Source organism: Aestuariivirga litoralis, assembly GCF_003234965.1.
GTDB classification, from domain to species: Bacteria; Pseudomonadota; Alphaproteobacteria; order Rhizobiales; family Aestuariivirgaceae; genus Aestuariivirga; species Aestuariivirga litoralis.
In genome coordinates this window covers 433,162-458,567 of record NZ_QKVK01000002.1, presented here as the reverse complement: position 1 = coordinate 458,567, position 25,406 = coordinate 433,162, and the positions used below count along the sequence as shown (strand labels likewise).

General features: G+C 66.1%; 23 protein-coding genes. 15 read left to right on the top strand and 8 right to left on the bottom strand.

The genetic code is table 11. The annotated features are described in order from the left end of the window. Positions 1 to 30: 30 nt before the first annotated feature. Positions 31 to 1,281, bottom strand: a complete 1,251-nt coding sequence (locus tag DK847_RS06105) for an aminotransferase class V-fold PLP-dependent enzyme (protein ID WP_204508246.1) — start codon at positions 1,279 to 1,281, stop codon at positions 31 to 33. 202 nt (positions 1,282 to 1,483) lie between these two features. Here DK847_RS06105 and DK847_RS06100 point away from each other — a divergent pair, with 202 nt between their 5' ends. Then, on the top strand, positions 1,484 to 2,191 hold the full coding sequence (locus DK847_RS06100; RefSeq protein WP_146256059.1) for a hypothetical protein: 708 nt from the start codon (positions 1,484 to 1,486) through the stop codon (positions 2,189 to 2,191). 25 nt (positions 2,192 to 2,216) lie between these two features. Here DK847_RS06100 and DK847_RS06095 read toward each other — a convergent pair whose 3' ends face one another. From DK847_RS06095 to DK847_RS06085, 3 genes are all read right to left on the bottom strand, one after another. Further along, positions 2,217 to 4,370, bottom strand: a complete 2,154-nt coding sequence (locus DK847_RS06095; protein ID WP_111196870.1) for a xanthine dehydrogenase family protein molybdopterin-binding subunit — start codon at positions 4,368 to 4,370, stop codon at positions 2,217 to 2,219. Positions 4,371 to 4,399: 29 nt separating this feature from the next. Further along, entirely contained in the window at positions 4,400 to 4,855 is a 456-nt protein-coding gene (locus tag DK847_RS06090) for a (2Fe-2S)-binding protein (RefSeq protein WP_111196868.1), read from the bottom strand. A 224-nt stretch (positions 4,856 to 5,079) separates the two neighbouring features. Further along, on the bottom strand, positions 5,080 to 6,498 hold the full coding sequence (locus tag DK847_RS06085; protein WP_161957171.1) for a 6-hydroxynicotinate reductase: 1,419 nt from the start codon (positions 6,496 to 6,498) through the stop codon (positions 5,080 to 5,082). 97 nt (positions 6,499 to 6,595) lie between these two features. On the opposite strand from DK847_RS06085, the gene DK847_RS06080 reads away from it, so the two are divergent. Together DK847_RS06080 and DK847_RS06075 are read left to right on the top strand one after the other, a co-directional pair. Then, complete coding sequence (locus tag DK847_RS06080; protein ID WP_111196864.1) at positions 6,596 to 7,369, top strand: ferredoxin--NADP reductase; 774 nt, start codon at positions 6,596 to 6,598, stop codon at positions 7,367 to 7,369. 3 nt (positions 7,370 to 7,372) lie between these two features. Then, a complete protein-coding gene (locus DK847_RS06075; protein WP_111196863.1) occupies positions 7,373 to 7,816 on the top strand; it encodes a MarR family winged helix-turn-helix transcriptional regulator in 444 nt (147 codons plus the stop codon). A gap of 24 nt (positions 7,817 to 7,840) precedes the next feature. On the opposite strand, the gene DK847_RS06070 is transcribed toward DK847_RS06075, so the two are convergent. Next, positions 7,841 to 8,626 (bottom strand): DUF937 domain-containing protein, encoded by a 786-nt coding sequence (locus DK847_RS06070; protein WP_111196861.1) that lies wholly within the window; start codon positions 8,624 to 8,626, stop codon positions 7,841 to 7,843. Between the two features lie 186 nt (positions 8,627 to 8,812). Between DK847_RS06070 and DK847_RS06065 the strand changes: the two genes are divergently transcribed. The 6 genes from DK847_RS06065 (at position 8,813) to DK847_RS06040 (ending at position 14,778) form a co-directional block, all read left to right on the top strand. Beyond that, positions 8,813 to 10,117: an ABC transporter substrate-binding protein gene (locus tag DK847_RS06065; RefSeq protein WP_111196859.1), complete on the top strand. Its 1,305-nt coding sequence runs from the start codon at positions 8,813 to 8,815 to the stop codon at positions 10,115 to 10,117. Between the two features lie 69 nt (positions 10,118 to 10,186). Further along, entirely contained in the window at positions 10,187 to 11,068 is an 882-nt protein-coding gene (locus DK847_RS06060; protein ID WP_111196857.1) for a branched-chain amino acid ABC transporter permease, read from the top strand. Continuing rightward, positions 11,065 to 12,015 (top strand): branched-chain amino acid ABC transporter permease, encoded by a 951-nt coding sequence (locus DK847_RS06055; protein WP_111196855.1) that lies wholly within the window; start codon positions 11,065 to 11,067, stop codon positions 12,013 to 12,015. The genes DK847_RS06060 and DK847_RS06055 overlap by 4 nt, the downstream gene beginning before the upstream one ends. Beyond that, complete coding sequence (locus DK847_RS06050; RefSeq protein WP_111197285.1) at positions 12,012 to 12,707, top strand: ABC transporter ATP-binding protein; 696 nt, start codon at positions 12,012 to 12,014, stop codon at positions 12,705 to 12,707. The genes DK847_RS06055 and DK847_RS06050 overlap by 4 nt, the downstream gene beginning before the upstream one ends. Further along, positions 12,707 to 13,402 carry an ABC transporter ATP-binding protein gene (locus DK847_RS06045; RefSeq protein ID WP_111196853.1) on the top strand — a complete coding sequence of 232 codons (696 nt, stop codon included), beginning with the start codon at positions 12,707 to 12,709 and terminating at the stop codon, positions 13,400 to 13,402. Before DK847_RS06050 ends, DK847_RS06045 begins: the two co-directional genes overlap by 1 nt. 2 nt (positions 13,403 to 13,404) lie before the next feature. Beyond that, positions 13,405 to 14,778 carry a hypothetical protein gene (locus DK847_RS06040; RefSeq protein ID WP_111196851.1) on the top strand — a complete coding sequence of 458 codons (1,374 nt, stop codon included), beginning with the start codon at positions 13,405 to 13,407 and terminating at the stop codon, positions 14,776 to 14,778. Between the two features lie 4 nt (positions 14,779 to 14,782). Here the strand turns inward: DK847_RS06040 and DK847_RS06035 are convergent, their stop codons facing one another. After that, complete coding sequence (locus DK847_RS06035; protein WP_111197283.1) at positions 14,783 to 16,294, bottom strand: phospholipase D family protein; 1,512 nt, start codon at positions 16,292 to 16,294, stop codon at positions 14,783 to 14,785. Positions 16,295 to 16,481: 187 nt separating this feature from the next. Between DK847_RS06035 and DK847_RS06030 the strand changes: the two genes are divergently transcribed. From DK847_RS06030 to DK847_RS06005, 6 genes are all read left to right on the top strand, one after another. After that, the gene (locus DK847_RS06030) at positions 16,482 to 17,315 is read left to right on the top strand and encodes an endonuclease/exonuclease/phosphatase family protein (RefSeq protein WP_111196849.1); all 834 of its coding nucleotides are present in this window, start codon (positions 16,482 to 16,484) and stop codon (positions 17,313 to 17,315) included. Positions 17,316 to 17,441: 126 nt separating this feature from the next. After that, on the top strand, positions 17,442 to 18,200 hold the full coding sequence (locus tag DK847_RS06025; RefSeq protein WP_204508245.1) for an HAD family hydrolase: 759 nt from the start codon (positions 17,442 to 17,444) through the stop codon (positions 18,198 to 18,200). Between the two features lie 22 nt (positions 18,201 to 18,222). Next, positions 18,223 to 19,179 carry a sugar-binding transcriptional regulator gene (locus tag DK847_RS06020; protein ID WP_111196838.1) on the top strand — a complete coding sequence of 319 codons (957 nt, stop codon included), beginning with the start codon at positions 18,223 to 18,225 and terminating at the stop codon, positions 19,177 to 19,179. A 166-nt stretch (positions 19,180 to 19,345) separates the two neighbouring features. Continuing rightward, the gene (locus tag DK847_RS06015; RefSeq protein WP_111196836.1) at positions 19,346 to 20,752 is read left to right on the top strand and encodes a basic amino acid/polyamine antiporter; all 1,407 of its coding nucleotides are present in this window, start codon (positions 19,346 to 19,348) and stop codon (positions 20,750 to 20,752) included. 18 nt (positions 20,753 to 20,770) lie between these two features. Continuing rightward, on the top strand, positions 20,771 to 22,018 hold the full coding sequence (gene arcA / locus DK847_RS06010; protein WP_111196835.1) for an arginine deiminase: 1,248 nt from the start codon (positions 20,771 to 20,773) through the stop codon (positions 22,016 to 22,018). 45 nt (positions 22,019 to 22,063) lie between these two features. Continuing rightward, positions 22,064 to 23,509 carry a Na+/H+ antiporter NhaC family protein gene (locus DK847_RS06005; RefSeq protein WP_111196833.1) on the top strand — a complete coding sequence of 482 codons (1,446 nt, stop codon included), beginning with the start codon at positions 22,064 to 22,066 and terminating at the stop codon, positions 23,507 to 23,509. On the opposite strand, the gene DK847_RS06000 is transcribed toward DK847_RS06005, so the two are convergent. Together DK847_RS06000 and mmsB are read right to left on the bottom strand one after the other, a co-directional pair. After that, positions 23,500 to 24,114, bottom strand: a complete 615-nt coding sequence (locus DK847_RS06000; RefSeq protein WP_111196831.1) for a MarC family protein — start codon at positions 24,112 to 24,114, stop codon at positions 23,500 to 23,502. The genes DK847_RS06005 and DK847_RS06000 overlap by 10 nt on opposite strands. Before the next feature lie 88 nt (positions 24,115 to 24,202). Further along, positions 24,203 to 25,405: a multiple monosaccharide ABC transporter permease gene (gene mmsB, locus DK847_RS05995; protein ID WP_111196829.1), complete on the bottom strand. Its 1,203-nt coding sequence runs from the start codon at positions 25,403 to 25,405 to the stop codon at positions 24,203 to 24,205. Between the last annotated feature and the right edge of the window lies 1 nt (position 25,406).

The window sequence follows — 25,406 nt, the reverse complement described above, 5'->3', positions numbered from 1 at the left end:
GTCCCGTTTCGGGGAGAGGCTAGCCGATGATCAGGCGGAGGTGAACTCGTTCATCGCGGTCAGGAACTGCGCCACCTCGGCCAGCGTATTGTAGTGGCTGAAGGAGATGCGCACGCAATCCTTGAGGCCGAGGGGTGACAGGACGTTGCCGCTGTAATGGTCCGCCTTGCGGGTGTGGGTGCGGATGCCGCGGTCATTGAGGAAGCTCACCACCTCCTCGCTGGGCCGGCCCTCGAGCCAGACCGAGACCACGCCCTCGCGCCGCGCATTGGCTGCACCGCCAATGATGTGGAGGCCGGGAATATCCTTCAGTCCCCGCAGGTTGCCAGTGCCATTCACCATGGCCTCGGCCAGCATGTGCTCGTGGTCGTGGATCGCCGCGGCTGCAGCTTCAAGCCGCGTGCGGCGATCCTCGCTGCTGGTGAAATGGCTGCCGAGCCAGTCGAAATAGGACACGACGTCCGAGAAGGTTGCGTAGCTCCCCGTATCGCGCGTGCCCATTTCCCAGCTGGTGGCCGGTCCGCCGATGACGGTTTCCTTCGTGCAGCCGGTCAGCCGGTCCGACGCCCAGCCCACGCCATAGCCGTGGCGCGAGAACACCTTGTAGGGCGAGATCGCATAGCCATCTATTCCGAGGCCCGCGACATCCACCGCGCCATGGCTCGCATGCTGGATGCCGTCGACGATGATGAAACAGTGGGGCGCTGCCTTGCGGATCGCGGCGGCGATGGCACCCGCGTCCACCGCCATGCCGGTGACCGGCGAGGTGTGGACGATGGTGGCCACCCGGATCTCCGGCGTGAGGAAGGGCAGGTAGTCGGCGGCGGTGACGCAGCCCGTGGCGTCATCATGCGGCACGAGCACGTGTTTCCGGCCCGTGACATCCGCCCAGCGCGCCATGGCGCTGCGCGAGGCGGGGTGCTCCAGCGTGGTCGACAGCAAGATGCCGCCCGGAGCGGCCCCCAGCGCTGCGGTGCGGACCAGGCGGAACAGCACCTCCGTGCCGCTCTCGCCGACGAAAACCTGGCCCGAGGGCGCATTGAAGAACAGCCGCATGTCGGCCTTTGCCCTGTCGATCGCCGCCATGATGGCCTTCGATGCCGGATTGTCGCGCCCCTGGTTGTCGGGGATCGCGGCATAGGTGGCGGAGGTCTCCACCACCGATTTCAACGTAAGCGCGCCGCCGGCATTCTCGAAGAACACCCGCAGGCCGGAGAAGGGGCAGGCATCGACATGGGCGAAGCGGGCGCGGACAGCGTCAAGCAGGGCGGGCGTGAACATGGGCAAGGCACTCCGGAGGTCAGTTTCCGTGGGGATGCCCGTGATCGCGCGCATTGGCAAGCGACGTTCCACGCCGACCGGCTGCCGCAGGGTCAGCGGCATTTCGCGGTTGACTTGGCGCTGTCGCCAAATGAGTTTATCGGACCGGACGGGCGGAACGGCGCGGGCCCCGGCAGGGAGATTGTTTGTGGAGAATACGGGCGTGAGATGGGGTTGGCTGGTTGCAGCGGCGATCGTTGCCTTTGCGGTGGCGGTGTTTGCCGGCGTATTGGTGTTTGCCAGGCCATACTTGCCCGCATCGCTGGCGCTGCCCACCTTCGCCAATGGCGGGCAGGTGACCGCGGAAGGCAAGAGCGAGCCACCGGCCCCGCTTCCGGCCACCGCGCGCTACGAAACCGTGGCGGACGTCAAGGGTATGGCCGGCCTCACCGCCCCGGAAGGCGCCACCATTGCACCCATGGCCGGCGCAGCAGGTGACATTGCGGTCGTGCGCCTGTCAGGAATGAAATCGAATGCACCAGCCTTCGGAAAGCCTGGCGTCTATCTCACCCTGCCACCTGCTTTCGAGCAGGCAGCGAGCGGCCAGGCCGTGCGGGTAACGGTGATGGCACGCCGCGCGTCCGACGCGCCGGGCAAGTCCTTCGCCGTTGCCTACTCGACCAACGAGGTGGGCAATTCCGGCTGGCAGCGCTTTGACCTCGGCGACCAGCTGGCGAGCTATTCGTTCATCTACAAGGTGCCGGTGATGAAGGCGGGTTATGGCGACTTCATCGGCATCCTGCCGGAGGAGGGCGGGGCCGTGGAGATCAGTGGTATCGGTGCGGAGGTCTTCCCGGCGGGCACGGAGCTTCCGCCGTCAGCTTCACTCACCGGTTCCACCACTGGTACGGCCACCACCGCGGCACCCTGAGGGCACCGGGCAGGTTGGCCGCGCCTCAGTCGTCCGACATGGTGGCGCCGGGGTGGAAGGGAAGTTCGCGCACCCGCGTGCCGCTCATGCGGTGCCAGGCGGCGGCAAGTGCCGGGGCAACGCAGGGCACGCCTGCCTCGCCGATGCCGCCGGGCATGGCGGTTGCCGGATCGCCCTGCAGGATATCCACCGTGACCTTCGGCATGTCGCGCGGGGTGAGCACCCGGTAGTTGGAGAAGTTCTGCACCTGCGGCACGCCATTAACGAAGCTGACGCGGTTGTAGAGCGCGGAATAGATTCCGTGAACCAGGCCACCCTGCATCTGTGCCTCGACCGCGTTGGGATTGATCACCACGCCGCAGTCAACCACATAGTGGGCCTTGGTGACCTTGATGCGCGAGGCGGAGTCGAGCGCAATCTCGAGCGCCAGCGCCACGTAGCTGTTGAAACCCCTGAGGAAGGCGACGCCGCGCCGCATGGTGGGCATGGCGGTGTAGTTGGGTGAGTTCTTCAACGTCTGCAGCGCCTTGGTGGCACGGGCGTCGGCAGTCAGCATGCGCAGGCGATAGGCGATCGGATCCTGGCCCAGCGCCATGGCCAACTCGTCGATGGCACTCTCGACGGCGAAGGTGTTGTAGGATTCGCCAACCGAACGCCAGTAGCCGAGTGGAATGGCGGTCGGCAGGGGGGCGAACTCAATGCGGCGGTTGGGAATGGCGTAGGGCAGCTTCACCGCGCCCGCCACTGCCCCCGTGTCCTCCGGGTTGGTGCCTTGCTGGAAGGTGATGGAGGCCGAGACATTGCGGTAGACAAGCCCGGTGATGCCGTTTGCGTCGCCGCCCATGCGCACCCGCATGGAGGCATAAGGACGGTACTTGTCGTTCTTGAAGTCCTGCGGGCGCGACCATGTGAGCTTGACGGGCTTGCCGACAGCCACCGCGAGCTTGACCGCCTGCAGCACATAGTCCTGCTCGATCTTGCGGCCGAAGCCGCCACCGCAGAGCATGGAGTTCACCTTGATCTGGGCATCGGTGAGATTGGCAAGACCTGCCACGGAACGCACGGTGGCCGCAATGAAGCTCTGGCCCTGGGTGGGAAGCCAGAGTTCCACCTTGCTGACGACGCCGTTGGTCTTCGTCACCTGGACCGTGGCGTTCAGCACCTCCATGCAGGCATGGGCCAGGAAGGGCGTCTTGTAGATGGCGTCGAGCTTGCCGGTGCCGGCGCCTGGCGTTCCCGCCGTCTCGAAGACCTGGAGGTTGGCGGGCTTCGCAGCTGCCTGCAGCGCCTGGGCCTTGCTCGCGAGGGCGGCGGAATCGAGCAGCGACAGGTCGGCAGGCAGGGTCCATGTGACCTTGGACTGCAGCGAATTGGCGATGCGCATGGCGGCCCAGGTATTGGAGGCGACGACGCCAACCGCGTTACCCAGGTTGACGACCGCGAGGGCACCCGCGGCGCTCGTCGGGCAGCTCTTCACCGTGCCGGTGATGGTGGGGCAGTGCACGACGCTGGCAAATACCATGCCCGGCAGCATCACGTCCGTGCCGAACTTCGCCGTGCCATTGACCTTGCCCGCAAGGTCGAGGCGGCGCACCCCCTGGCCGACGATGCGCTTCGTGCCGGCAAAGGACACCGAGGCCGGATCGCTTGTGCTGGCGATCTTGCCGAGCACGGAGGCAAAGGTCTTCTCGCCATATGTTGCGTGGCGGAGCTTGCCGCCCACGACAAGCGACCATTGCGCCTGCGTGCCACCGAAGGTGAGCGCCGCGGCTGCGCGCAGGCGCCAGGCCGCCTTGGCCGAGGCGGTGCGCAGCGGCGTGTACCACATCATGGTGGAGGTCGAGCCGCCAGTGAGCTGCAGCCCCCAGCCCGGAAGTCCATAGACGGCGGGATTGACGGGGGCATGCTCGAAGCGCACCTGCGCCCAGTCGAGCATCAGCTCCTCCGCCATGATCTGGGCGAGGCCGCTGCCGATGCCCTGGCCCATCTCGGTCTGGCCGGTGATCAGTGTCACCGTGTTGTCGGCGTCGATGCGGATATAGGCGCCCACCCCGGTCGCCGCCGCCGCGGGAGAGGCGGTGAGGCCAAGGCTGACCGGCATGAGAAAGGCAGCGGCAGCGCCACCGATGAAGCTGCGGCGGTCGAGAACGAGGCTGTCGTCCTGTGCGGTGTCACGCATGGTGTGATCTCCTGCTGTTGGCTTCGGGCTCAGGCGACGCCAGGGAGGCTGAGGATCGCCTCCTTCACGCGCTGGAAGGTTCCGCACTGGCAGATATTGCTGAGGCCTGACGCGGTGGAGGCGCGCGACTCGCCGGCCTTCAGCCGCCCGTAGGCCGCCATCAGCATGCCGGACTGGCAGAAACCGCATTGCGGCACCTGATGTTGCAGCCAGGCGGCCTGCAGCTTGGCGCCGAGCGGATCGCTGTTCAGCGCCTCGATGGTCATCACCGACTTGCCGGCCACTTCGCCGATCGATTCGTCACACGACTTTTCAGGCTGGCCGTTGACCAGCACCGTGCAGGCGCCGCAGATCTCGACGCCACAGCCATATTTCGTGCCGGTCAATCCGAGCAGGTCGCGCAGAACCCAGAGCAGCGGCGTCTCGATGTTGTCGACCGTGACGGTGCGCGCCACGCCATTCAGCTTGAACGAAATCTGTGCCATGGATGGTGTTCCCCTTCTCATTCACCGGCATGTGCTGGAATAAACCGGCAAGGGCCGGCGTAATCAGCGATCGTCATGCTGGTTAGCCCGTCAAAGCTGACGGATGGCTGACGGAAGACCCTGGGAATGGGCCATGCAAGCTGGCAAAGTTAACAGTATCTGTCGCTGGAGATTCTATTTATCACCAACTTGTTCTTAGTTGTCGCACAGCTTGCGCTGAGCCATCACACCGCGATGCGCCTTTTCGATCCGTCCCCGGCAATGTCGGCGAGCGTCCGGAGCTCGTCCATGTGACCACCGAGGGCCGCATAGTCCGCCTTGCTCATGGTGAACTCGATGGGGGCGACGAGGGCGGGGGTGGGCACCGAACCAAAGGCGTTTTCAGGCAGCAGCGTGACGTCCACCATGTAGGTGATGCCGCCGCCGGGCCAGACATAGCAGGGCGCTCCCCCTGCCGTGACGCGGGTGATGGCCTGCTTCACCGATTGCGTGAGCCGCACCGGGTTTTCGGTGACACCGGCGCGCAGGGATCCGCCCGCGCCTGCCATGAAGAGGACGGTGGAGAGAGCCGGCTCGCAATTCTCCTGGATGCGGTCGACGGACAGGCGCAGAGCGGGAGGGAGTTCCTTCTCGACGGGGGCGAGCGCTGCGTCGAGTTCGAAATAGGCGTGGTGTTCGCCGGTGGTCGAAACCATGAGCATGCGCAGGCCGGGCCAGGCTTCCTTGGGGTCGAAGGGCTTGAGGATCGACAGCGGGTCGGTGAGGTCGGTGCCGCCCCAGCCAGTGCCGGGCTGGGCGACCTTGAAGTAGCGGCCCGGGGTGGAGCGGTGGCCCTTCATCTTGATGCCGGTGTCCGGCACGCCCAGGAACTTGCCCGCCTGGTGCTCGGAAAGAACCCCGGTGATGTGATCATCGACCACCACCACCTCGTCGACATGGCCCATCCACTGCTTGGCGAACATGCCGATGGTGGCGGAGCCGCAGCCCACCCGCATGCGCTCTTCCTTCACGCCGTTGATGATTGGCGCCTTGCCGGCCTCGATGACGACGGTTGCGCCGCCATCGACGGTCACCTCGACGGGTTTGCAGTTGGCGAGTGCCAGCATCGCCTCGCAGGTGACGCGGCCTTCCTTCTTCGAGCCGCCGGTCAAATGGCGCACGCCGCCGAGCGACAGCATCTGCGAACCATATTCGGCGGTGGTGACATGGCCGATCTGCTCGCCGTCGACGCGCACGGCGGCGGTTTCGTGGCCAAGGTGCCGGTCGGTGTCGATCTTCACCTTGAGGCCGCAATAGCTGAAGATGCCCTCGGTCACCACGGTGACCATGTCCACGCCGTCGACCTCGGAAGAGACGATGAAGGGCGCGGGCTTGTAGTCCGGATAGGTGGTGCCGGCACCGATGGCGGTGACGAAGGTCTGCGGCTCGCGGACGATCGAGCCGTCCCAGTCACGCGAGGAGGGAAGGAAGGGCACGAGGCCGCCGCCCTGGGCGACAGTGCGCTCCAGCAGCACATGGGGGTCTACCCTCGTCAGCACGCCACCCTTGTTGGCATAGCGGTCGCAGGCGCCCAGCATGCCCTCCCGGATGAAGCAGAGCACGGGGCAGGCATCGCAGCGGATCTTGTCCGTCGGGGCGTCCATGGCAATCCTTCGCAGGTGCGAAATCACGGTTGACAGGGCTGCCATGATCCCATATTTTTTGTATGTATACAAACAAATTTGAGGATCGGGGCGGCCCATGAGTGCGTTGTATGAGGAAGAAGTGCTGAGCGTCCATCACTGGACCGATCGCCTGTTCAGCTTCAAGACCACCCGCTCGCCGGCCTTCCGCTACGAGAACGGCCAGTTCACGATGATCGGCCTCGAGGTGAACGGCAAGCCGCTGCTGCGCGCCTATTCGCTGGTGAGCCCCAATTACGCCGACGAGCTTGAATTCCTGTCGATCAAGGTGGCCGACGGCCCGCTCACCTCCAAGCTCCAGCACATCCAGGTGGGCGACAAGATCCTGGTCGGCAAGAAGCCCACCGGCACGCTGCTGCTCGACAACCTGACGCCCGGCCGCAACCTCTACCTCCTCGGCACCGGCACGGGGCTGGCGCCCTTCATGAGCCTGGTCAAGGACCCTGCCGTCTATGAGCGTTTCGAGAAGGTGATCCTCGTCCATGGCTGCCGCACCGCCGCCGAACTTGCCTATGCCGACGAGATCGAGAACCAGCTGCCGAACGACGAGCTCCTGGGCGAGGACGTGCGCGCCAAGCTGCTCTACTACCCCACGGTGACGCGCGAGGAATTCAGGAACCGCGGCCGCATTACGCTGCTGATGGGCAATGGCAGGATGGCGCAGGACTTGGGCCTGCCGCCCGTCGAGGCGGCGCATGACCGGGTGATGATCTGCGGCTCGCCTGCCTTCCTCGCTGACATCGTCGGGCTCTTGAAGGGCATGTCCTTCACCGAGGGTTCGAGCAACGAGCCGGGCAGCTACGTCATCGAAAAGGCCTTTGTGGAGAAGTGAGCCATGGCCGGTGCGGAGGCGAAGGCGACCGCGCTGGGCGGCTACCGCCTGGAAGACCAGGTGGGCTTCTATCTTCGCCGTGCGGGCCAGCGCCATGCGGCGATCTTCGCTGGGCACATGATCGATGAGCTGACGCCGACGCAATGGGCGGCGCTCGTCAAGCTCGCCGAATTCGAATCCCTGTCGCAGAACCTGCTGGGCCGCGAGACGGCCATGGATGCCGCCACCATCAAGGGCGTGGTCGATCGCCTGCTGAAGCGCGGCTTTGTGAAGACCGCGCCCGACCCCGAGGACGGGCGGCGCATGCGCGTGTCGATCACCCGCGAAGGTGTGGCGGCCGTGGCGCGCGGCGTTTCCGCAGCAACGGCCATTACCGCCGAAACCTTGCAGCCGCTCGATGCGGCGGAGCAGCGCGCGCTGGTGGAACTGCTGCGGCGCATCGGGTGAGCGCCGCAGCCTTCACAATGTGATTCAGCGCCCGCGCAGCGCGGCCTGCACGCTGGCCAGAAGATCATCCGCCGAGCTCGCCTTCTGCGCACCGCCGGCTCCGCCCAGCACCTGGCCCAGGATGTCACCGAGGCCGCCGCCGCCCTGAGGCTGGCCACCACCGAGCATGCCGCCAAGGACATCGGCGAGACCGCCGCCGCCCTGTCTTGCCTGGCCACCCTGGGCCCCGCCGAGGACCTGGCCGAGAATGTCGCCGAGACCGCCATCGGAGGCGGGCTGTGCCGACTGGCGCGACGGCGGCTGGCCGGCGCCGTTCAGGATGTTGCCGATGATGTCGCCGAGCCCGCCCCCCGGTGCTTGCTGCGGGGCAGGGGCCGAACGTGGGGCCGCGCCGCCGCCGAGCACCTGGCCCAGAATGTCACCAAGGCCGCCACCGCCCGAGCCGGTGGAGGCCGAAGCAGCCTTGCCGCTCATCATCTGGCTCACGAAATAGGCCGCGATCACCGGCAGGAGCTGCTTGAGGATGGTCGAACTGATGCCGGAACTGGCCGAGAGCTGCTGGGCGACGCCGCGGCTCACGTCTTTCGAGCCGAAGATCTGGCCCAGCACCACATTGCCAGCGTCCGTCGGCGAGGCGATCTGGCCCCGCTGCTCATCCTGCTGCAACGCGTCGAAGATGGAACCGAGCCCATTGCCCGAGCCGGCGCTCTGCTTGAAGCCCGCCGCAATGACGGGGGCGAGGGCGGCAACCGCCGCCTCGGTCTGCGCCGGGTCGAGGCCGTACTGACGGCCGATTGCTGAAAGATCCATGGTTTCTGCCTCCCTGATTGGTGCCGCGGAGCTATACACAACCTCAGCGTCCCACACTGTGTGGTTACAATCAATTGCAGTTTGCCGCACCGCCCCCTATCCGGCAGCCTCGCTTTTGATATGATCCCTTCCGGCGCCAGACCACGCACCCCGCATACGGGGGCGAAAACATAACCGGAGGAAACCATGTCGAAACGCAAACTGATCGTGCCTGACAAGACGCTCATTTCCCGCCGTTCCGCCCTGAAGCTCGGCGGTGCGGGTGCCGCTGCCGCCCTGATGGGGCCCGGTTACGTCCGTTATGCGCAGGCGCAATCCTCCGAACCGATCCGCATCGGCTTCCAGGTGCACCGCACCGGCATCGGCGCGGCCTATGGCAAGTGGTACGAGCAGACCACCAATGCGGCGGTGAAGCTGATCAACGAGGCCGGCGGCATCTCCGGCCGGCCCATCGAGATCGTGCCCGAAGATGATGCGACGGACCCCGGCCGCGGTGCCGAAGTGGTCGAGAAATTCGCCACCCAGCACAAGTGCGACGTGGCCTTCGGCACGCTGTTCAGCCATGTGGTGATGGGCTCGGCCCCGCGTGCCGGCGAACTGAAGATTCCCTATTTCGTGGTTTCGGAAGGCCATCACGTCGCCTCCGGCAAGCTCAATCGCTACACCTTCCAGCCGGGCATCACGGACGTGCGCAGCCAGGTCATCTCCATGGCGCCGTGGATCGCCAAGAACCTGGGCAAGAAGGTCACCATGATCTTCCCGGACTTCGCCTTCGGCTATGACCACCGCGACTATTTCTCCGCCGCCATCAAGGCGCAGGGCGGCGAGGTCAATGCGCTGATCCCGATCCCGCCGACCGAGACCTCCTTCTCGCGCTACTTCGCGCAGATCCCGGCCGACACCGAGGTGATCTACCACGTGATGGTGGGGCCGGCGGTGCTGACCTTCGTCAAGGAACTGGGCGAGTTCTATGGCTCGAACCATCCCCCGCTCTTCGGCTTCATCGACAGCCTCGAGGCGGTGAGCCTCAAGAGCCCGGGCCTCGAGTTCCTCGAGGGCTCCTATTTCTGGGAAGCCTATCCGCGCTACGCCGGTGCGAAGCCCACCGAGGCCGACACCTTCTATCGCGGCAAGGTGGGCGTGGACCAGTATGGCGCCAGCGTCTCCGACCCCAATGACGTCTCGACCTATTCCCACATGTTCGGCTGCTGGGAGACGCTCTACATCATCAAGCAGGCGATGGAGGCGGCGGGCTACAAGACGACGGCCGACCGCGGCAAGCTGATCGAGGCGGTGGAGGCCATCACCACGATCCCCGAGGGCAACGAGCACCCGCAGGGCGACAAGATCTTCAATGGCAAGATCCACCAGGTCTTTGGCCATCAGAACATCACCCAGGTGAAGAACGGCGTGGGCGAACTGGTCTATCGCACGACCATCGAGGAGGGCATGTACGAGCCCGAGGACGACTATTCCAAGATGGCGCTCTGAGCCGTCACACGCACATCATGGCCGGGCCTCGCCCCGGCCATCCTTTTCCCTTGCTGACGGCTGTGTGACTTGGGCTTCTTCCCGCATCTCCTGCTCGCCATTCTCGAAGGCACGGTGGCCGCGGCCGTCCTGGCGCTCTCGGCGCTGGGCCTGTCGCTGGTCTTCGGCGTCATGCGCGTGGTCAACGTGGCGCATGGCGAGTTCTTCATGCTGGGCGCCATGCTGGCGTGGTTCGTGGCGAAGTCGGTGCCGGGCGGTCCGGCTGCGGGCTTCGTCGTGGCGCTCATCGTCGCGCCGCTCGCGGTGGGGGCACTGGCCTTCGTCACCGAACGGCTGCTGCTGCGGCGCATCAACTATGACCCCGAGGCCACCATCGTCGCCACCATCGGGCTGATGTTCGTCATCCAGCAACTGGCGCTCACCGTGTTCGGGGCCGATGCCAAGGCGGTGTCGGCGCCCTTCACCTACCGCATCGCGCTGCCGTGGTTCGGCTTCTCGGGCTACAAGCTGTTCGTGGTGCTGGCCTCCGTGGCGTTGCTGCTCGGCGTGTGGTGGGTGCTGGCGAAGACGAAGCTCGGCCTCATCATGCGCGTCACCCAGTTCGACCGCGAGACGGCGACCGCCTTCGGCATTCCGGTGAACCAGGTCTATTCCGCCGTCTTCGTGGCGGGTGCCGCCCTTGTCGCCATCGCCGCGGTGCTGATCGTGCCGATCCAGCAGGCGCATTACCTGATGGGGCTCGACCCGCTGCTGATGAGCTTCATCGTCGTCATCATCGGCGGGCTCGGTTCGATCAAGGGCAGCGTGATTGCCGCCATCATCATCGGGCTCAGCGACGGCATCATCTCGATGTTCTTCTCGCCCACCCTGGCTTCGATCATCGCCACGCTGGCCGTGGCGCTGGTGCTGGTGTTCCGGCCGCAGGGGCTGTTCGGGGTGCCGGCCCGATGACGGCGCGCGTCCTCCTGCTCCACGGCGCGGTGATTGTGGCGCTGTTCCTGCTGCAGTTCGTGGCGAGCGACTATGCGGTGCTGACCGCGACCCGCATCATGGTGCTGGCGGTCTATGCGCTGGGCTACAATATCCTCTTCGGCTATGCGGGCCTGCTGAGCCTCGGCCATGCCATGTTCTTCGCCACCGGCCTCTATGCGGCGGCGCTGGGTGTCACGCGGCTCGGCATGGCGGTGCCCGAGGCCTTCCTCTTCGCGGCGGTCTGCGGCGTCATCGTCTCCACCGTCATCGGGCTCATCGCACTCCGCGCGAGCGGTGTTGCCTTCATGATCGTGACGCTGATGTTCAGCCAGGCGGCCTTCCTTACGGTGCTCTATTTCGGCGACATCACGCGCGGCGACGAGGGGATCGTCATCAAGGACGACCAGCGGGTCTTCTCGCTCTTCGGCCATGTGGTGAACCTCGCCGACCCCGTCCTGCGCTACAATATCGCGCTCGTGTTCCTGGCGCTTGCCATTGCGGCGTGCCTCGCCGTCGTGCGCTCGAAGATCGGCCACGTGCTGGTGGCGATCCGCGAGAACGAGAACCGCACGGCGATGCTGGGCTATGACGTGAAGCGCTACAAGCTCATCGCTTTCGTGCTGTCAGGCTCCTTTGCGGCCTTCTCGGGTGCGGCCTATGCGCTGCTCTTCGCCTATGCGGGCTCGACGCTGGCCTCGATCCAGTATTCGATCCACCCGCTGCTGTGGACGCTGCTCGGCGGGGCCGCCACCGTGCTGGGGCCGGTGCTGGGCACAGCGCTCATGTTCCTGCTCGTCGATTTTGCCTCGGGCTTCACCTCGGCGAGCCTGCTCTTCGTCGGCGTGGTGCTGATCCTGCTGGTGCTGTTCTTTCCCAAGGGTATCCTCGGCACTCTGCGCCAGCGCTTGTGGCGGTGGCTGCCATGACGGTGCTGCTGGAAACGCGCGGCCTGTCGAAGAACTTCGGTGGGCTGAAGGCGGTGAGTGACGTGAACTTCCGCGTCGAGAAGGGCGAGGTGCGCGCGGTGATCGGGCCCAATGGCGCGGGCAAGACCACCTTCGTGAGCCTGATCTCCGGCCGCATCGCGCCCAGCGCCGGAACAATTCTCTTCGAGGGCGAGGACGTGACGGAGCTTCCCGCCTACGCCCGCGTGCAGAAGGGCATCGCCTATACGTTCCAGATCACCTCAATCTACCAGAACCTGTCGGTGGCCGAGAACGTGGCGTTGGCCGCGCACCAGCCGGGTGGCCGGGCCAGCCTCGAGCCGCTGGCGCGGGTGGGGCTGGCGGATCGCGCCTCGCAGATCGCCGGCACGCTCGCCTATGGCCACCAGCGCCTGCTTGAAGTGGCCATGGGGCTGGCGCTGAAGCCGAAGCTCCTGATCCTCGACGAGCCCACGCAGGGGCTGTCCGATGCCGAGATCGACAATTTCATCACGCTGGTGCGCGACGTGGCGAGGGACGAGACGGTGCTGCTGATCGAGCACAACATGCCGCTCGTGATGGAACTTGCCCACCGCATCACCGTGTTGGACAGGGGCTCAATCCTCGCCGAGGGCACGCCGCAGGAGGTCCACGCCAATGCTGCCGTGCAGGCCGCCTATCTGGGGACGGGCTGATGCTGGAGATGCGCGGGGTCGACTGTTTCTATGGGGAGGCGCAGGTGCTGCGCTCCTTCTCGCTCACGGCTGAGAAGGGCGAGATCCTGTGCCTGCTCGGGCGCAATGGCGCGGGCAAGACGACCGCCCTGAAAGCAATCATGGGGCTCGTGGCGGCGCGCGGCGGGTCGATCTCGCTTGACGGCACGGAACTGTCGAAGCTGCCCGCGCACGAAGTGCCGCGCCATGGCGTGGGCTATGTGCCGCAGGGCAGGCGGCTGTTCTCCGACCTCACCGTGATGGAGAACCTGCGTGTTGGCCTGATGACGCGCAATTCCGGGCCGGAGGTGCTGGAGCACGTGCTCGCGCTGTTCCCGCTGCTGAAGGACAGGCTCTCGCAACGCGCGGGCACGATGAGCGGCGGCGAACAGCAGATGCTGGCCATGGCGCGGGCCCTGTGCATCTCGCCCAAGCTGCTGCTGCTCGACGAGCCGACGGAGGGCCTGATGCCGGCGATGATCGCGCGCATCCGCCAGTCGGTGCTGGACCTGAAGGAACACGGCGTGACGACATTGCTGGTGGAGCAGCGCGTCGATGCCGTGCTGCCGGTCGCCGACCGCGTGGCCTTCGTCGAAAACGGGCGCGTGACGGGGCTCGAGAGCGCGGCCGACCTCGCCAAGGACCGCGCGCTGATCGACCGCTACGTGGGCATCTGAGCATGCAGCGGCTGGCCCTCGCCATCGCCGCGCTGCTGCTGCTGACGGGGCCTGCCTTCGCCCATGCCGCCGGGCGCGGCTTCGTGATGCTGCTGCCCACGGGCTGGGTGATCGCGGGCGGTGCCGCCGCGGTGCTGGTCTCCTTCATCGCCGTCACGCTGCTGCCGCGTTTGGCCATGAAGGCGGCATCACTTCCGGAGCCGCTGTCGCCCGCCGTGGCGCAGGTGACGAGCCTGGTCTCGGCACTCATTCTCGCGGCCTTGCTCGTGCTGGGTTTCCTCGGACCGCGCGACCCGGTGGAAAATCTCCTGCCGCTCGCCATCTGGACGCTGTGGTGGGTGGAGATCGTGATGCTGCATCCGCTGTTCGGCAACCTGTGGCAGGCGCTCAACCCCTTCACGGGTCCTGCGGCATTGCTGCGCGGGCGCTTAGGGCATGAGGACCATGCGCCGCCGCTGCGCTATCCAGCCTGGGCGTCCTACTGGCCCGCCGTGCTGATCTTCTTCGCCTTCGCGTGGTTCCAGCTGGTCTGGCCTGCGCCCGAGGATCCTGCAATTCTTGCGACCGCTGTCTGTGTCTATCTCGCGGTGGGCTTCGCGGCCGTGCTGGCTTTTGGGGTGAAGGACTGGCTGGGCAAGGCCGACCCCTTCGCGGTGTTCCTCGCACAGCTCGGCGCCGCCGCCCCCTTCGGGCGCGGCGGGCTGCGCTGGCCCGGTGCGGGGCTGCTTGCGCTGCCCGCGCTGCCGGTGAGCGGCGTGATCTTCGTTCTGTTGACGCTGGGCACCATCACCTTCGACGGCTTCGCCAACACCTTCGCCTGGCTCTCGCTCATCGGCATCAACCCGCTGGACTATCCGGGCCGCACACCGCTGATGGCGGCGAACACGATCGGCATCCTGCTGGTGAGCGGTGTGCTGGCGGCGGGCTTCTTCGCCGCGGTGTGGGCCGGGTGGCGGTGGGCGGGACGGCCCGACTCCCTCACGAGGCTGTGCGGCCGGCTGGTCTATTCGCTGATCCCGATCTCGATTGCCTATCACTTCGCGCATTACCTCGGCGATACGCTGGTGAAGTCGCAATACCTGCTGCTGGCGCTGAACGATCCCTTGCAGAGGGGAGCCGATGTCTTCGGGATCGGGCATGCGCATGTGATGACCTCGTTCCAGAACACGGCCTCGGGCGCGCTGGCGATCTATGCCACGCAGACCTTGGCGCTGGTGATCGGGCATGTGATCGGCGTGGCGGTGGCGCATGCGATGGCGGTGGAGGAGGGGTTGCCGCCGCAGCGCATGATGAAGCTGGAACTGCCGCTGGCGCTGTGCATGGTGGCCTATACGGGCTTTGGCCTGTGGCTGCTCGGCGCGCCGGCGATCGCCTGAGGGGCTAGAGCTGCGACTCGATGGGCAGCCACGAGATGAGCCAGGCAGGCAGGGAGCGGCGCAGCGGGGCTTCGGGCTCCGACGCGTGGTCGAGGTCACGGCCGTTCTTGCGTTCGCTCCACAAGAGGTGGCCATGGCGGAGCATGAGGCCATAGCTGAAATCCCGGCCCATCTGCGTTTCGAAAGCCGATTTGAGTTGCTGCACCAGGCGGGGGCAGGAGAAGAGCAGTCCCATCTCGGTATTGATCGAAGCCGAGCGCGGATCGAGGTTGAAGGAGCCGACGAAGCCCTGGCGGCCGTCGATGAGGAAGGCCTTTGTGTGCAGGCTGGCAGTGCGTGAGCCGAAGAGCGAGGCGCGGTGCCGCTTCGGCTCCGGTTTCAGCTCGTAAATCTGGACGCCCGCTGACAGCAGCGCGCGGCGATAGCGTGCATAAGCGCCATGCACGGCGATGACATCGGTTGCCGCGAGCGAATTGGTCAGGATGCGGATGGTGCGGCCAGCGGTGGCCAGACCGCTCAGCGTGCGCGCGCCTGCGGCCCCGGGAATGAAGTAGGGTGAGCTGATGAGCAGGCTTTCCCGGGCGGCGGCGATGAGCGCGTTGATGCGCTGGCCCATCCAATTGTCACGCGCGAGGCCGGCCGCCTTCTCCGGCGGGTCCGCCACCACTTCGACGCCCTGCGACCAGGCGAGTGCTTCCGGATCGCTGAGGTCCGGGGCCTTCGAATTCGTGCTCACGTGGCGCAGCATCGCCTGGGCACGGTCGGACCGCGCATGCTCGTCCAGCCTCTTCACGAGACGGGAAAACCGCGGACGGCGCATCTGGCGGAGCTTGTGCAGGTTTCGAATGGGCAGCGCCGGCTCGCTGTTCCAGTAGCGGTCGAAATTGGCCTGCGCCTCACCAAGGCAATGGCCGACGGCAAGCACGTCGATGTCGTGGAAGTTGGCATCGGCCGAGGCATCGAAATATTCGTCGCCGATGTTGCGGCCGCCGGCAATCAGCACGCGGCCATCTGCCAGCCAGCACTTGTTGTGCATGCGGCGGGTGGCCGTGAAGTACTTGAAGGTAAGCTCCAGGCCGCGCCGGAAGGTGTCCGTGCGGCTGCGGCTCGGGTTGAACAGGCGCACCTCGATGTTGGGATGGCTGTCGAGCGCCAGCAGCGACGGATCGAGCCCGAAGGAGTTGATGTCGTCGAGGAGGAGGCGAACCCGCACGCCGCGTTCGGCAGCGGCGGCAACCTCGCGGATGAGGATCTGCCCGGTGAGATCACGCTTCCAGAAATAGTACTGCAGGTCGAGGCTGCGCCCGGCGAGGCGCACGGTTTCGAGCCGGGCACGGAAGGCGGTGATGCTCGAGGTCATCAGCATCAGGCCGCTTTCGGCGGGGTGTTGTGCCAGGAGGGGCGCCACGGCGCGGTCGAGCGGTGTCTGGTCCGGTTGTACGGGGAGAGACAGGGTGGGCGGCCCGAGGCGGCGCTGCGCCACGCGGCCGAAGGCGTTGATGGCGGCAATTCCCATGACCGCCACTACGGCGGCAGCGACGGCCAGCAGGGCCCATATCTGGGGAGAATCCGTCAATCAATTTTCCAACATAATGTTCGCCGAGAACACTTGAACCGGGGCTTGCGAATGGGCACCTTGTCACGCCGGAAAGCATGAGTCATCCGGGCGCGGAGCAGGGCCGGACGGCAAGGATGAATGCACTATGAGACATATCGTTCCCGCACTGCGCCGGAACCTGACGCGAGCGGCCGGCCGGGTGCCTGCACCCAAGGGCCAGAAACGTCCCACCCATGACGGACACGACCCTGCGCTGACCATTTCGGTGGCGTCCTACAACGTTCACAAATGTGTCGGGACGGACGGGGTGTTCGACCCCGGCCGGGTGCTGAGCGTGGTGCTGGAACTTGGCGCCGATATCGTGGCGCTGCAGGAGGCGGACCAGCGTTTCGGCAGCCGCAGGGGCCTGCTGGACCTGAAGGCACTCTACGAGAAGGGTGGCTATCGTTCGGTGCTGGATCAGGGCTCGCGCAAGCTGAGCCATGGCTGGCATGGCAATGTGATCCTCTACCGCGAGCAGGCGGGCAATGTGGCCAACGTCCACAAGATGACGCTGCCGGGATTCGAGCCGCGCGGCGCGGTGCTGGTGGACTTCGAGTTCTCGGGCCACCCCATCCGCATCATCGGAGCACATCTCGGCCTCCTCAAGTCGTCCCGCGCGCGGCAGGCGGAGGCGATCCTCGATGCGGCGCATCCCGTCGACGACCGGGCGGTGATCCTGCTGGGTGACACGAATGAATGGCGCACCGGCGGGCGCTCCGCCCTGAAGCCCTTCGATCCCCACCTCAGCGACGTCGACATGACGATCGCCAGCTTTCCTTCACGTTTCCCGCTGTGGCCGCTCGACCGCGTGCTCACCAACCGCCACGTGACGGTTTACGAGATGCAGGCGGTGGAGACGGAGCTTTCACGGATCGCGTCCGACCACCTGCCGGTAAAGGCGGTGATCGGTGTGACCCGTGGCATCGCCACGGGTTGAGGACGCGCGTCCACGGATGGGACAGGAGCTCGGCTGCCATTTCGTCGGCTGCGGCGGGAAACCAGAAAAACCATCCGCATTCCCCGGTGCCATCGCGTCTGGTTGACACGTGGATCGCGCTGCCTGATGAACGCCCGGCGAGGCCTGCTGTTCCCGGCAGTGCTGGACAAGCGTGGCGCGGGTGAATTACGTCAGGAGGTCATGGGTTGTGACCTCATCATCTTCGATTGCGATGGCGTGCTGGTGGACAGCGAGATGCTGAGCGCCGGCGTGCTGATGGCCATGATGACGGAGGAGGGCTTTCCGCTGACGGAGGAGGCCTTCCGCAGCGATTTCCTCGGTCGCAGCTTCGCCGCCGCGGCGCTGCGCGCGAAGGAGCGTTTTGGTCGCGCCCTGCCGGAGGATTTCGAGGGCCGCTATCGCGACCGCCTGTTCGCCAGGCTCGAGGCGGAGCTCGTTGCGATGCCGGGCGTCGCCGAGGTGCTGGCAGCGCTGCGTGTTCCCTTCTGTCTGGCAACCAGTTCCAGCCCCCGCCGCCTGGCGCTGTCGCTGCGTGCCTCGGGCCTCACCGCCTTCTTCGAAGGCCGCTGCTTCACCGCATCGGAAGTGGCCAGGGGCAAGCCCGCCCCGGACCTGTTCCTGCATGCGGCGGCGAGGATGGGGGCCGAGCCCGCCCGCTGCCTCGTCATCGAGGACAGTGAGCTGGGCGTGAGAGCCGGGTTGGCGGCGGGCATGGAAGTCTGGCACTTCGCAGGCGGTTGCCATGTGCTGGCGGGCTATCGCCTGCCGGCGGAGGTGGTGCCGCACCGGGTGGTGGCGGGCATGGCGGAGCTGGGGGCGGGCTTCCGCGAATTGGGGCTTTCCTCTTCCGCGCTCTCACCTTAGTTGTGGAGGGAAAGAGGACGGCATGACCCGGAAGATCGACGCGGACAGCGACAGGCTCGACGATGCGGCACGCGCCGGCTGGCTCTATTACATCGCCGGCAACACCCAGGACGAGATTGCGAAGAAGCTCGGCGTCTCGCGCCAGACGGCGCAGCGCCTCGTCTCGCTCGCCGTGAGCGAGAAGCTGATCAAGGTGCGCCTTGACCATCCGATTGGCCGCTGCATCGAGCTCTCGGGCCGGCTGAAGGAGGTCTACGGCATTTCCATGTGCGAGGTGGTGCCGGCCGATCCCGCATCCACCTCGGATTCGCTGGGCGTGGCGGAGGCGGCGGCGGCGGAACTCGAGCGTTATCTGGTGTCGCAGCACCCCGTCATCTGCGCCATGGGCACGGGCCGCATGCTGCGCGCCATGGTGGAGCAGGTGAGCCCCATGGATTGCCCGCAGCACAAGATGGTGTCGCTCGTCGGCAACATCGCGCCCGATGGCTCCGCTTCGCTGTTCGACGTGGTGAGCCGCATCGGCGACCGGGTGAAGGCGCCGCATTACCCCATGCCGCTCCCCGTCATTGCACCCACGGTGCACGAGAAGACCCTGTTGCTGGCGCAGAAGACGCTGAGGAACGTGATCGAACTCGCCCGCCAGGCGGACGTCACCTTCATCGGCATCGGGACGGTGGACGAGACGGCGGCCCTGCTGCGGGACGGCTTCGTGCGCCATGACGAGATCCGCGCCCTGATGCGCGCCGGTGCGGTGGGCGAGATCACCGGCTGGGCTTTCGACGGCCAGGGGCAGCTGATCGAGGGGCTGACCAATGACCGCGTGCTGAGCGTGCCGCTGGAACAGCCGGCGCAGAAGAAGGTGATTGGCGTCGCCATGGCCACGGCCCGGCTGCGCGCCGTGAAGGGCGCGTTGCGCGGCTGCCTGATCAACGGTCTCATCACCAACGAGACCATGGCGGAACTGCTGCTGGAGACCTGAGCCCGATCACGAAAACGTTTTTGCCCCCCCCTGCTCCTATCACTTGAATTAAACTGCAATCTAAAGTTATATCAGGGTTGCAGAGAAGGCTCCGGCGGACCTGCCGCACGGCGTCCACGCCATCGGGGGGGGGCATCACGTGAACCAAGCATCGCAAGCCGGAAAAATGTCTCTCGTGGCCCTCACCGGCATGGTGGTGGGCTCCATGGTGGGTGCGGGCATCTTCAACCTGCCGGGGCGCTTCGGTGCCGCGACCGGGCCTTTCGGCGCGATCATCGCCTGGGCCATCGCCGGCACCGGCATGTACATGCTGGCGCGCGTCTTCCAGGCCCTGGCGGAGCGCAAGCCCGACATCGATGCGGGCGTCTTCGCCTATGCCAAGGCGGGCTTCGGCGACTACATGGGCTTCCTCTCCGCCTTCGGCTACTGGCTCGGCTCATGCCTCGGCAACGTGTTCTACTGGGTGCTGATCGGCTCGACGCTGGGCGCCTTCTTCCCCGTCTTCGGCGGCGGCAACACCCTCACCGCCATCGTGGTGTCGCTCATCGGCATCTGGACCTTCCATTTCATGATCCTGCGCGGCGTGGAGCAGGCGGCCTTCATCAACTCGGTCGTCACGGTTGCCAAGATCGTGCCGATCCTCGTCACCATCATCGCGCTGATCTTCGTGTTCAACTATTCCCAGTTCGCCGACAATTTCTTCGGCGGGGCGGACATGCCGGAGAAGCCGCTGCTGCAGCAGGTGCGCGACACCATGCTGATCACCGTATTCGTCTTCCTCGGCATCGAGGGGGCGAGCGTCTATTCGCGCTTCGCCAAGACCAGGGCCGATGTCGGCCGCGCCACCATCCTCGGCTTCGTCGGCGTCACCGGCCTCATGGTGGCGATCACGCTGCTGCCCTATGCCTCGATGATGCAGTCGCAGATCGCGGGGCTCCGCCAGCCCTCGCTCGCCGGCGTGCTCGAGTCGGTGGTCGGCCACTGGGGTGCGGTGTTCATCTCGGTCGGCGTGCTGATCTCGGTGCTCGGCGCCTATCTCGCCTGGTCGCTGATCTGCGCCGAGGTGATGTTCGCTGCGTCCAAGTCGAAGGACATGCCCCGGCTGTTCTCGGCGCAGAATGGCAACCGCGTGCCCGCCAATGCGCTGTGGCTCACCAATGCGGTGGTCTCGCTCTTCGTCATCTCCACCTACTGGTCGCAGGACGCCTTCAACTTCATGCTCGACATGACCAGCGTCACCACGCTGCTGCCCTACCTGCTGGTGGCCGGCTATGGCGTGCTGCTGGCGCGGAGCGGCGAGGGCTATGAGGGGGTGGAGAACCAGCGCGGGCGCGACCAGATCTTCTCCTGGATCGCCGTCATCTACGTACTCTTCATGTTCCTCGCGGCGGGGCTGAAATACGTGCTGCTCGTCGCCGTGCTCTATGTGCCCGGCACCATCCTCTATGTCTGGGCCCGGCGGGACTGGAAGATGCCGCTCTTCTCGCCGCGCGACCTCGTCATCTTCGCCGTCACCGCGGTCGCCGGACTCATCGGGGTCTGGGGCCTCATCTCCGGAACCATCACTCCCTAGTCGAAAGGTGCCTCTCACATGTCCAGCGAAACCAAGTTCGGCGTCCATTCGGAAGTGGGCCAGCTCCGCAAGGTGATGGTCTGCGCGCCCGGCCGTGCCCACCAGCGCCTCACCCCCAGCAACTGCGACCGCCTGCTGTTCGACGACGTGTTGTGGGTCGAGACGGCGAAGCGCGACCATTTCGACTTCGTGACCAAGATGCGCGACCGCGGCATCGACGTGGTCGAGATGCACAACCTCCTCGCCGAGACCATGGCGATCCCGGAGGCCCGCAAGTGGATCTTCGACAACCAGATCGTGCCGGACCAGGTGGGCCTCGGCCTCATCGACGAGATCCGCAGTTATCTCGACGGCCTCTCCAACCGCGACCTGGCGGAGACGCTCATCGGCGGTTTGTCCACCGAGGAATTCCCCGAGGCGATCGGCGGCAAGGCGCTGGAGGTGATCCGCGAGGCGGCGGGCGAGGTCGAATACCTGCTGCCGCCGCTGCCCAACACGCTCTACACGCGCGACACGACCTGCTGGATCTATGGCGGCTGCACGCTGAACCCGCTCTACTGGCCGGCGCGGCACGAGGAGCCAATCCTGACGACAGCCATCTACAAGTTCCACCCGGACTTCGCCGGCAAGGTGAATGTCTGGTGGGGCGATCCCACCAAGGACCATGGCCTCGCCACCCTCGAGGGCGGCGACGTGATGCCCATCGGCAAGGGCAATGTGCTGATCGGCATGAGCGAGCGCACCTCGCGCCAGGCCATCAGCCAGCTGGCCGCGACACTCTTCGCCAAGGGCGCCGCCGAGCGCGTGATCGTGGCGGCCATGCCGAAGCTGCGCGCCGCCATGCACCTCGACACCGTCTTCACCTTCGCCGACCGTGACTGCGTGCTGCTCTACCCCGACATCGTCAACCACATCTCGGCCTATTCCTATCGTCCGAGCAGCCATCCCTCGGGTGTCGAGCTCACCAAGGACGAGGGCAGCTTCGTCGAGGTGGTGGCGGGCGCTCTCGGCATCAAGAAGATGCGCGTGGTGGAGACCGGCGGTACCGCCTACATGCGCGAGCGCACCCAGTGGGACAGCGGCGCCAACCTCGTGTGCGCCTCGCCCGGCGTGGTCTATGCCTATGACCGAAACACCTACACCAACACGCTGCTGCGCAAGGAAGGGATCGAGGTCATCACCATCTCCGGCGCCGAGCTCGGCCGCGGCCGTGGCGGCGGCCATTGCATGACCTGCCCGATCATCCGTGACGCGGTCGACTACTAGCGGGCACGGCCGGCCACGGGCACGCGCCGGGGCGAGGGGCGCGCGATGAGCGGGAAAGACGAGGTTCAGCCGCAGCCGCTGGGATTGGTGGAAGCCATCATCCCGGTGGCGAGCCTCGTCGTGCTCGTGGGCCTGTCCTTCTTCCTGTTCGGTGATGGCGGGGCCGCAGGCCCCAGCCAGGTGGCCCTCACGGTCGCCACCATGATCGCCGTGTTCGTCGCGTGGCGGCGCGGCCATTCGCTGGCTGTGCTCAACAAGGCGGCGGTGGAGAGTGTCAGCTCCGGCATCGGCGCCATCTTCATCCTCTTTGCGGTGGGTGCCCTCATCGGTACCTGGGCGATGAGCGGCACGCTGGTCGCCATGGTCTATTACGGCATCCAGATCCTCAGCCCGAACTACTTCTACCTCACCACCGCCATCATCTGCGCGGTGGTCTCCTCCTCCATCGGCAGTTCCTGGACCACGGCCGGAACGATCGGCGTGGGCTTCATGGGGATCGCTGCCAACATGGGGCTCGACCCTGCCATCACGGCGGCTGCCATCATCTCCGGCGCCTATTTCGGCGACACCACGTCACCGCTGTCGGATTCGACCAATCTCGCCTCGGGCACCGTGGGCGTGGGCCTCTACCAGCACATCCGCGAGACGGCGCTCACCTCGTCCATCGCCTTGCTGCTGTCGCTGGTGCTGTTCTGGTGGCTGGGCCGTCCGGGGGATTTCGACGCCACCGACAAGATCCTCGCCATCCGCGAATTCTTCCCCACCTCGCCCTTGCTCTTCATCCCGCTGGTGCTCGTGGCGGCGCTGGCGCTGCTGAAGGTGCCGCCCTTCACCGCGATCTTCCTCGGCGCGCTGGCGGGCGGCGTGGTGGCGGCGGTGGGCTCGCCCGACCGGGTCGTCGCCTTTGCCGAGGCGCAGGACCTGCCGCACATCCTGGGCCTCATCAAGGGCGTGTGGCTGGCGCTGGCCAATGGCTATGAGACTCACACCGGCAATGCCGCCATCGACCAGCTCGTCTCGCGCGGCGGCATGGACAGCATGCTCAACACCATCTGGCTGGTCATCACCGCGCTGGCCTTCGGCGGCGTGGTCGAGAAGGCGGGCGTGCTCGACCGCCTGATCGAGCCCATCGTGACGCGCACCAGATCGACCGGCGCGCTGATCTCCGCCACCGTCGGCTCCGTGGTCGCTGCCAATGTGGTGACGGCGGACCAGTATATCGCCATCGTGCTGCCGGCCCGCATGTTCAAGCCGGCCTTCGCAAGGCTGGGCTTCGCGCCCATCGTGCTGTCGCGCGCGGTGGGCGCCACGGCAACGCCCACCTCCGCACTGGTGCCGTGGAACAGCTGCGGCGCTTACATGGCGGCCACGCTGGGTGTGGGCACGCTGCACTATGCGCCCTATGCGCTGTTCAGCGTGCTGAGCCCGCTGGTGGTCGTGGCGTTGGCCTTCCTCAACATCCGCATGCCGCGCGAGCGCGCTCAAGGATAGACGGCAGCGCCCAGCAGCGGCCCGAAGACGCTGAAGAAGGTCTGCACCGCCAGGGCGGCCAGCACCAGGCCCATGATGCGGCTCATCACATTGGTGCCGGTTTCGCCGATGGCGTTCTGGATCTTCTCGGCCGAACGCAGCACGAGATAGATCACCGCCATGACGGCGATCAGCACCAGGGCCGTCACCGCCTGGTCGAGAATGCTGTTCACCCGGTGATCGGTCATCGCCACGATGGCGGCGATCGAGCCGCCGCCCGCCAGCATCGGCATGGCGAGCGGAAACACCGCCACGTCCCCCGCCGGGGCAGAGCCACCGGAGCCTCCCGGCACCTCGCCGAACACCATGCGCAGCCCCAGGATCAGCAGCACCAGCGCGCCAGCGATGCGCAGTGCTGGCAGGGAGACACCGATCTTCTCGAGGAAGATCTGCCCGAAGGCGAGCAGGAACAGCAGGATCACGCTCGCGATGGTGCAGGCGCGGAGCGCCGTGCGCCGCCGTTCCGCCTCGGTCATGCCCGCCGTTGCTGAGAGGAAGACAGGAAGCGCCGCGAAGGGGTTGATGGTGACCAGCAGCAGAACGAATTCGGCAGAGATGGATGTCACTTCTTTCCCCCGGCGTGTTGACGCCCAAGGCTAGTGCAATCCCCGCTGGTGTGCCAGCACTGCCTCGGGCCGGGCCCGCCGTAGCGGGTTAGCCCTTGTTCTTGTAATAGACGTCGAGGAACACCGCGAGCATCAGGACCGCGCCCTTGATGACCTGCTGCCAGTCGATGCCGATGCCCATGATCGACATGCCGTTGTTCATGACGCCCATGATGAAGGCGCCGATGACGGCGCCGATCACCTTGCCGACGCCGCCCGTCGTCGCCGCGCCGCCGATGAAGCAGGCCGCGATGACGTCCAGCTCGAAGCCGAGGCCCGCCTTGGGGGTTGCCACGTTGAGGCGGGCGGCGAAGATGAGGCCGGCGAGGGCGGCCAGCGCCCCCATGATGACGAAGATCAGGAAGGTGAGCTTCTCGGTATTGATGCCGGAGAGCTTCGCCGCCTTCTCGTTGCCGCCCATGGCATAGACGCGGCGGCCGAAGGTCGTCCGCGTGGTCAGGAACACGAACAGCGCGATGAGGGCGAACATGACGATCAGCACGTTGGGCAGGCCCTTATAGCTGGCCATCAGCCAGGAGAAGCCGATGAGCGCCACGGCGATGAGGATGTTGCGGCCGAAGAAGATCACGTCCGGTTCTTCCGCCAGGCCATGCTTCTGCTGGTTGCGGCGGGCGCGAAGGTTGAAATAGACGATGAGCCCCGTGACCACGATGCCGATGAGCAAGGCGAGAAGGTTGAACGGCTGGCCATTGAGGGTGAAGTTGAAGACATCCGGCACATAGCCGGAGCTCAGCAACTGGAAGGACTTCGGGAAGGGGCCGACGGAGGCCCCGCCCAGCACGGTCAAGGCCAGGCCCTTGAACACCAGCATGCCCGCCAGCGTCACGATGAAGGCCGGGATCTTGTAATAGGCGACGAAATATCCCTGTGCGCCGCCGATGACGGCTCCGAGTGCCAGGCAGGCGATGCCGGCGAGGAAGGGATCGACCTTCCAGTTCACCATCATCACCGCGGCCACCGCGCCGATGAAGCCTGCAACGGAGCCGACGGAGAGATCGATGTGGCCGGCCACGATGATCAGCAACATGCCCAGCGCCATGATGACGATGTAGCTGTTCTGCAGGATCAGGTTGGTCATGTTGACGGGCTTGAACAGCGTGCCGTCGGTGGTGATCTGGAAGAAGATCATGATGGCCAGCAGCGAGATCAGCAGTGCGTAGTCGCGCACATGCGCCTTGAGGAAGCGCGAGAGGGCGGGCTTCACCGGGGCCTCTTTGGTCACGTCGGTCATG